At 39.5% G+C, this 4,631-nt stretch carries 6 protein-coding genes; 3 read left to right on the forward strand and 3 right to left on the reverse strand.

The features are described 5' to 3' along the window. Nucleotides 1-305: 305 nt before the first annotated feature. The gene (locus B4F08_RS08540; protein ID WP_162900316.1) at nucleotides 306-482 is read right to left on the reverse strand and encodes a hypothetical protein; all 177 of its coding nucleotides are present in this window, start codon (nucleotides 480-482) and stop codon (nucleotides 306-308) included. A 425-nt stretch (nucleotides 483-907) separates the two neighbouring features. Between B4F08_RS08540 and B4F08_RS08545 the strand changes: the two genes are divergently transcribed. Continuing rightward, nucleotides 908-1,135 carry a hypothetical protein gene (locus tag B4F08_RS08545; protein ID WP_086210896.1) on the forward strand — a complete coding sequence of 76 codons (228 nt, stop codon included), beginning with the start codon at nucleotides 908-910 and terminating at the stop codon, nucleotides 1,133-1,135. 111 nt (nucleotides 1,136-1,246) lie between these two features. Here B4F08_RS08545 and B4F08_RS08550 read toward each other — a convergent pair whose 3' ends face one another. After that, entirely contained in the window at nucleotides 1,247-1,816 is a 570-nt protein-coding gene (locus B4F08_RS08550; protein WP_291374139.1) for a hypothetical protein, read from the reverse strand. Between the two features lie 200 nt (nucleotides 1,817-2,016). Between B4F08_RS08550 and B4F08_RS08555 the strand changes: the two genes are divergently transcribed. After that, the gene (locus tag B4F08_RS08555) at nucleotides 2,017-3,090 is read left to right on the forward strand and encodes an alpha/beta hydrolase (protein WP_119065042.1); all 1,074 of its coding nucleotides are present in this window, start codon (nucleotides 2,017-2,019) and stop codon (nucleotides 3,088-3,090) included. 48 nt (nucleotides 3,091-3,138) lie between these two features. On the opposite strand, the gene B4F08_RS08560 is transcribed toward B4F08_RS08555, so the two are convergent. After that, nucleotides 3,139-3,807, reverse strand: a complete 669-nt coding sequence (locus B4F08_RS08560) for an acetoacetate decarboxylase family protein (RefSeq protein WP_151707425.1) — start codon at nucleotides 3,805-3,807, stop codon at nucleotides 3,139-3,141. A gap of 96 nt (nucleotides 3,808-3,903) precedes the next feature. Here B4F08_RS08560 and B4F08_RS08565 point away from each other — a divergent pair, with 96 nt between their 5' ends. Beyond that, nucleotides 3,904-4,473, forward strand: a complete 570-nt coding sequence (locus B4F08_RS08565) for a peptidylprolyl isomerase (RefSeq protein WP_086210899.1) — start codon at nucleotides 3,904-3,906, stop codon at nucleotides 4,471-4,473. The last annotated feature ends 158 nt before the right edge of the window (nucleotides 4,474-4,631 follow it).

Consider the following 4,631-nt stretch of genomic DNA (forward strand, 5'->3'; position numbering starts at 1 on the left):
CCCTAGATCTTGAGCGTCTTGATTTTGCTCAGTTGCCATTGATTTACTCCGTTTAAATGGGTTCTTAAACATGTACAGTCCTTCAGGCATCAGTGTTAACTGGGTTAATCTGAACTGCCATGCGTTATTGAATTCAGGATTACTACAAAAGGTCGGGGCAACAGCCAAAAATTCAAGCGGATTGAGCGATTAATTCATTCATTTTGGGCAAAAATTGATTTAATGTTGTGCTGTAGTTCTCAGTTTTAAATAAATGATGCATTTAACGCGATATTGAGAGGGGTTGGTTCTAGCTCTTTTGATCGTTAAATTGAATAATTTTTATAAAATTTATCTGTTTTACTTGCTTTTAGTGTAGCTGCATAATGTCTTAGTTCGCAGTGATCATGTTCTGTGGAGAGAGAGTAGAGCATGGTGGCTGCATCTAAATTTGTAACACTTTTGCCAAGTGCCCCAAGCCTTGGCTTTTTTATATTGAACATTTCAAATCCGCTTTTTTCACACTCAAAACGCTGAATCTGTATATGTAAATCCTTGCTTGATTTTAGTCCTGAAGATTACTTTGATTAAACTTTTGGGTTTGAAACGGGCTAAATACATTATTTAATCGTGTATCAACATAAGATAGTTCTGCAATTAAGGGAAACACTTGCAGTGATGTCTTGCTGCTCCGAAATATGAAATACAAGCGATATAATGAATGCAGAATCAGAAAGTTAAACGAATCTTTTTGATCTAGACTTGAGTTGTTTTCAATTTTTATAGGTTAATAAAAAATTGCACAAGTTGTACTGGGAGTTGTAGAAACTACAACTCAAGATGTGTGTAAAAGTTTTTGGATTTAACAAAGATAGGCAGGGCAAAGTTTGGCTTTGCTATTTTGTATGACGTAAAAGGAAATCAAAAGATGTTAAAGAAGAAAACTGCATTATTGTCTCTAGCGCTTTTAGGTTCAGCATTTGCAATAGCTGGTTGTAGCTCAAATGAAACTACTACAGCGCCTGAGTCTGCTCAAGTGACCACTGCACCAGATGCAACAGCAACCGTTGAGGGAAGTACTGGAGTAGAGGTTCAAGCGGATCCTGCTGCTCAGGTTGAACCGATCCAATCTACACCTGCGATAACACAACAATAAAGCTTAAAAGAGAGCGTTCTCTTACATTCGCTTTGTTAAAGACCTTCACTGGATGCCGTGAAGGTCTTTTTTAGAGGGTAAATCACTCAAGCTGCTCCGCCGTGTTATTCATCAGTCTGAAGTGCGATGACGATTTTCTCGTTCTTGACGTGCGTTATCCCAACTTTTGTTTTGATCGCGGCGTTGATCATCGGTACGTTGCTTACGATCGTTATTGGATTGTTTACGTCGATCTTCAGTCCGTTGACGCTCTTGCTCACGACGTTGGCGTTCGGCATTTTGTCGTTGTTGACGTTCAACATCATAACGCTTACGTTCTTGATTTAATCGCTCTTGCTCACGCTTTTTCTGTTGCCAGTCTTGATGACGTTGATTGGCGATCTGTTTGCGCTCAGCTTCAATGTGTTGTCGTTCTTGTTCGCGGTTCTGGCGTTCCCATTCAGCATGTCTCTGGCGATTTCGATCTGCCTCGCGACGTTCGCGTTCAATACGGTTTTGTCGTTGTTGATATTCCCAGCGTTGGTGATCACGTTCGTATCGGTCATCATGGCGATCATATCCTCGATCATCATAGTCATAGCGTTGACCGTAGCGTCCGTCATAATAGCCATCATCAGGAAACGCCACACAGCCAACAAATAGGCTGCTGACGAGTGAGAGCAATATTATTTTTTTAGTCATGGTGAGTCTCCTTACAAAAGCGGAATAGCAAAACACTCCTAAATCGGCATAAAAATTGTCAATGACAAGCTCTTAAAAGAAGATTAGCGTATAGGGCATATTGCTATGTATCTTGATGTAAAGACTTATATAAGAGAATGGTCACATAATTACTGATCATGTAGAGAATATGAAGAACGAAAAAAAAGGATATGATTGACATGGTTGGATTGAATAAAACTTTACAAAAGTGGATGGAAAAAGGACAAGGTCATGTTGCGCGAGCAATTGATCATTTACCAAGTACGGCCCAAGAAGGACTAGTGAAAGCGCTAGGTTATCCTTATCCTTTTGAACAACTGGATCCATTCATAAAATGCCTGATGGCTGCACAATATAAACAAGGTAAATCAGGTTTTATTCTTGAGGACTTTCACCGTTCTCGTAAGCTCTTCGACCATCAAATTCAAATGTTGACCAGTAAGCCGACCACTGTCAAATTGGTAGAGGATTTACGCCTACCCCTGCAAAGTGGGACGGTTTTTGCTAGACACTACCATCCTGCACCCAATAAAAAGCTTCCCATGTTGGTATTTTATCATGGTGGTGGTTTTGTGGTGGGTAGCTTAGATACTCATGACGAGGTGTGCCGACTTTTGGCTGTCCATGGCAAAGTGCAAGTGTTAAGCATAGATTATCCTTTAGCTCCTGAAGCTAGTCCGCAGTTATTGATTCAATCTTGTGAAGACGCTTTAGCTTGGGTGTATCAAAACCGACGTCAACTTAAAATTTTGAAAGATCGAATTGCAGTAGCAGGTGATAGTGCTGGTGGCAATATCAGTACAGTGGTGGCACAGCGAAGCGCGGCAAAAGCTTATGCGCCAAGTGCGCAATTATTAATTTATCCTGTGGTTGATTTCAAAAGTCGCCATCCTTCATTCTTTGCATATAAAGACGGACTCACCTTAACTGGGCAAGATGTCGATATGGTCACTGCTTTTTATGCTGACCAGCATCAAGTGGCTTTAGATGATCCGCTAGTTTCTCCTACCTATGGAGTGCTAAAAGGTTTAGCTCCTGCCTATGTCATTACAGCGGGTCATGATTTATTACATGATGAAGGTGAGATTTATGCCATCAAATTAAAACAGCAGGGCAATAAGGTGCATTATCAAAATTATCTCGATCAACCCCATGGGTTTGTGAACTTCACCATCATTTCTCGTCGGGCAAAAAAAATCACCATAGAAATGGCAAAGAACTTTAGAAAATTCTGGGATAAGAATGCTAAATAAAAAAGCATGAATGTTAAAAAAATAATGTTTCACGTGGAACAATTTTTTCTATTTGACGCGGACTTTGGCTTCTGGAAAAACAAGTTGAAAGCTCGGGACATAAAAACTTTGTAGTGCCTTGGCTTGACCAAAGTCTGGAAAGAGGGTGGTATGGTTTTCCCACTCAAATTTTTTCAGTTTCATTAGCTTTGCGCGAAACTGTGGAGAAAACTCATAACGTTGACCTTGCCATGCTTGCTGTATTTTGAGCATGGAACGTGGAATGTGATGACTATTGATATAAAACGGACGTGCCTTTTTACATTGAGTTAAGGTTAAACGTAGCGTTTGGTTTTGAGTGCTGAGTTGGCATTGTGTTGTTTCATGTTGCGTATGCCAATCAAACTGAGCGAACTCTTTCGGAATGCCCCAAAGGTGTTGACCATGTTCAACCGAAATCTGTGTCGATACATAAATTTTAGGAATTGAACTTAAACGTCGTTTACTCAGTAAGGGATGATCAAGTAAAAGCAGTTCATCATAAGGACCAACAGGGGATTGATGATAACGAACCAGCATGACTTGAACCACACGGCCAATAGGTGAAGGGGCGATACGAAACGCTTTATATTGTCGAATAAATTGCGGACTGATCCAATAATTCAAAATAAAAGCTTCACCTTGTAAATGCCAAGGTGGAAATTGACTCAATTGAGAAAGGATTAGAGCTTCATTCATCGTTATTCTCGTTTTCTTAGAAGAAGTAGTGTTTTATTTATACTGAACGATTAATATATCGAAATCTAATAACATCTGAATGCTGTGAGTAACGAAATGTTAAAGAAGAGTTTAGTTGCAGTGACGGCTACATGTATGAGTATGGTGGTCATGGCAAATAACACGATTGTTGAAATGAAAACATCAATGGGCAACATCGAGATTGAACTGTTTAACGATAAAGCGCCAATCTCAGCAAAAAACTTTGAAGACTATACGAAAGCTAAGTTTTATAACGGCACAATTTTTCATCGCGTCATTCCGGGGTTCATGGTGCAAGGTGGCGGCATGACTGCTGACCTTGTAGAAAAATCAACACGACCAGCCATTCAAAATGAATCAAGTAATGGTCTATCTAATAAACGTGGCACTTTGGCGATGGCACGAACCAACCTACCACATTCTGCAACCAGTCAGTTCTTTATTAATGTAGTGGATAATAACTTTTTAGATAAAAGTACCAATAACGCAGGTTATGCAGTATTTGGTCAGGTCACTAAAGGTATGGATGTGGTGGATAAGATCACTAAAGTACCGACAGGACGTACAGGACCGTACCAAGATGTACCGAAACAACCTGTTCAAATTCTCAGTGTGAATATTAAAGCAGCAACAGTGCAAAAGTAATGAAAAAAGAAAGTAGAAATATTAAATCTATATTTCTACTTTAAAATTATTAGGTTAGGTTGGTTGTTGTATATTTTTGAATCTTTTTAGTGCATAAAAATACAACACCCGATAAAACAACCAGTTAAAAGCACTTGCAAAGCTTTAGAAATCCTCTA

It is taken from the genome of Acinetobacter sp. UBA6720 (assembly GCF_002454215.1).
Taxonomy (GTDB): Bacteria; Pseudomonadota; Gammaproteobacteria; order Pseudomonadales; family Moraxellaceae; genus Acinetobacter.